The organism is Fodinibius sp. (assembly GCF_041642155.1).
GTDB lineage: Bacteria > Bacteroidota > Rhodothermia > Balneolales > Balneolaceae > Fodinibius.
Map to the genome: position 1 here is coordinate 1 of NZ_JBEPWZ010000323.1, position 3206 is coordinate 3206.

The window sequence follows — 3206 nt, forward strand, 5'->3', positions numbered from 1 at the left end:
AAGAGCGTCCCAAAAAGGGTACAATGACCAGTGTTCCCAAAAACAGTACCAGTGCAGATGTTATGACCGTTTTCCGATAGACAAGAACCGACTCGAGTACCTGGTCATACCCGTTCTTTAACTTCTTCGTAAACCAACTCTCGTCCAGCTTGCCCCGCCGGGCCTGACGCGGCAACAGGTAGGAACACATGGCCGGCGTAAGTGTTAAAGCAACAACCAGAGAAGCCCCAATGGAAACAATATACGCCAGTCCCAGCGGCTGCAGCAAACGCCCTTCTATACCACTTAAAAAGAAGAGCGGAATAAAGACGATCATTATAATTAAGGTTGCGTTGATGATCGACGTCCGAATCTCTTTGGAAGCTTCAAAAATCACATCCATATAGGGACGTTGTTTATTCGGAGGTTTTTCGGCATTCTCCCTGAGTCGTCTGAATACATTCTCCACGTCAATAATGGCATCATCCACAATCGCGCCAATAGCAATTGCCATGCCACCCAGGGTCATCGTGTTAATCGTGATATCAAAAAACTCCAGTACAAAAATGGCAAAGATGAGTGACATCGGAATGGCTGTAAGCGAGATCATCGTGGTTCGCCAGTTGACCAGAAAAAGCATCAGGATAATCACGACCAGAATGGCCCCGTCACGCAAAGCCTCCGCCACATTACCAACGGCCAAACTTATAAAGTCAGCTTGTCGGAATAAATGGGTGTTGATGGTATAGCCTTCCGGCAGGCTTTGTTCAATTTGGGCCAGCGTTTGATCAACGCGTTCGGTGAGCTCCAGCGTATTGGCTCCGGGCTGTTTTTGGATGGATATAATGACGGCCGGGTCGGCATTAACGGAAGCATCCCCTATTTTTTGTTTAGCCGCAATGGTGACCTCCGCTACGTCGCCAATCGTAATTGGCTGATTTTCTCGCTCGGTAACGACCGACTCTTCAAGCTCTTCTACCGAATAAGCCCGCCCGATCCCACGGATGGTATATTGCTGGCTGTGCTGTTGGAAAAAGCCGCCTGAAAAATTCCTGTTGGCCTCTTCGGCAGCTTCCAACACCTGGTCAAGGGTTAGATTATATTCCTTAAGCCTGTCGGGACTGACCTGTATCTGGTATTGCTTTTGGCCGCCTCCAATGGGAATCACCTGAGCTACTCCGGGGATAGCCAACAGGCGGCGGCGTATGTCCCAGTCCGCTACCGTTCGGACTTCCAGCCCGGAATGCTGCTCGCTGTCCACACTGACCAGCATAATCTCGCCCATGATGGACGTAATTGGCCCCATTACAGGTTGGGAAACCCCGCCCGGCAGCTGCCCGGAAACGAGCTGGAGTTTCTCGCTTACAATCTGGCGGGCTTTGAAAATATCCGTGCCCCAGTCAAACTCCACCCATACAATCGATATTCCTTTTGAGGTGGAGGACCGTACGCGCCGAACGCCGGTTGCCCCATTTACAGCTGTTTCCACGGGAATCGTTACCAGCTTTTCCACTTCTTCCGGCGCCATGCCGTGCGATTCGGTCATTACGGTAACCGTTGGAGCGGTGAGATCCGGAAATACATCCACCGGCATCTGGTAGACGGTCCACGCCCCGGCAAAAAACAGCACAATCGAAGTGATAACGACAAGGAGACGCTGCCTGAGCGATCCCCGAATAATAGCATCTAACATATCAGGATATTCTATTGGATTAGTCCGGTTTGCTCACCAGAAAATTTACTTGCCAGCAAGGCGAAGATTAAATAGCTGCAGAAATATACATGGGTACATTGCACAAGATTTTTCAGCTTTACCATAACTGAAGGACAAATTTCGCGGCAAAAAACAGGGGTATTTTTTCTAAGTCTCATACGATTGAAATCAGCTTAATAGACAGCAAAAGTCACCTCATTCTTTACCAAAGTTTTGATGAGAAAGCGGGGTTAGTGAGTGTGTCCGTGCGCCGGAGCTTCGGAGGAAAGCGAGGCCAGTTTTACCTGGTAGGCGTTTCTTGTAACCACATGCTCTCCCGCCCGGAGCCCGGAAGTGATCGCTACCCACCCCCCGTCCTCGATGCCTGTTGTTACCTGGCGCTTCTCAAAGGATTCCCCCGAGACGTGTACGTATACGTTATAAGTGCCTTCCTCTTCCAGCAAGGCCGACTTCGGTACAACCAATACCTTTTGTTTGGTATCGGTGTCTACATGTACGGTAGCAAACATGCCCAGGGGTAATCCACTTTCCGTATTGTCAAGCTGATAGATCAGCGGAAGTGTCCGGCTTTGCGGGTCAATGCTGTTGGAGCGGCTAATCAACCTCCCCTTTAAGTCACTGACCTCGTGCAGTCGGTCACTACCCTGTACGCTGAATGCCGCGTTGCCGGCACTGGCAATGCGACTGTACTGAGCCGCCGGGACATCTGCTTTAAGCCATACTTTGGAGGCATCTGCAATACGATAAAGCGGTTGACCGGCCTCCACCTGCATGCCCGGTGTGACATGGGATTTGACAATAGTCCCACTTAACGGAGCCTTAATCTCAAAGCGATAGGATTCGGTTGAGCTTCCATATCCATCGATGGTTGTGGTATCCACCTGAATAACTTCGCTGATCGTCTGGTAGCGGGTCAATGCCTGCCGGTATTCAATTCGGGCTTTCTGAAGCTCGGCCTGAGGGATTGCTTCCTTTTCATACAAACGTTCGGAACGCGCTACATTGGATTTCGCCAGCTCCAGCTCCGATTGTGCATTGATAAACTGCTGGGCGTAGTTGTCGGCTTCGCTGGATTGAATAGCCGGGTTCAACACCGCTATCGAAGCCCCTTTTTGCAGCTGTTGTCCTTCGACCGGCAAGGTGCTGTTTTGACTGGACAGGATTACGCCGGAAAAGGGAGCGGAAACCATCGCCTGGCTATTTTGATCGGCCATAATTTCTCCGGTAGCATCCACCGTCTGGGTGAGCGTTCGCTGCTGCACTTCCTGCGTCCCAAAGGGGATGTCCCACTGCTGCTCTTTTAAGAAGGTGATCAGGCTGGGGCTCTCCCCGGCGTGGGCAGGGGGTACTTCATCAGCTGAATTATACACCGGAATGCCGTTTACCTGTATCGTGTCGTTGACCATGCCGTAAATCTCGATGGTTAGGTCATACCGTCCCGCGTGTTCAAATGTCATGTCAGGTCCGTAAATACCGGCTGTCTGTACTTCGGTTTCCCTTCTCGAGATCTCAG

Annotated in this window: 2 protein-coding genes; both read right to left on the bottom strand. The window is 50.9% G+C overall.

The features are described 5' to 3' along the window. A partial coding sequence (locus tag ACESLU_RS13410; protein ID WP_372639137.1) for an efflux RND transporter permease subunit occupies nt 1–1672 on the bottom strand: 1672 nt, incomplete at its 3' end. A gap of 251 nt (nt 1673–1923) precedes the next feature. Beyond that, nucleotides 1924–3206: efflux RND transporter periplasmic adaptor subunit (locus ACESLU_RS13415; protein ID WP_372639138.1), on the bottom strand; the 1283-nt coding region annotated here is incomplete at its 5' end.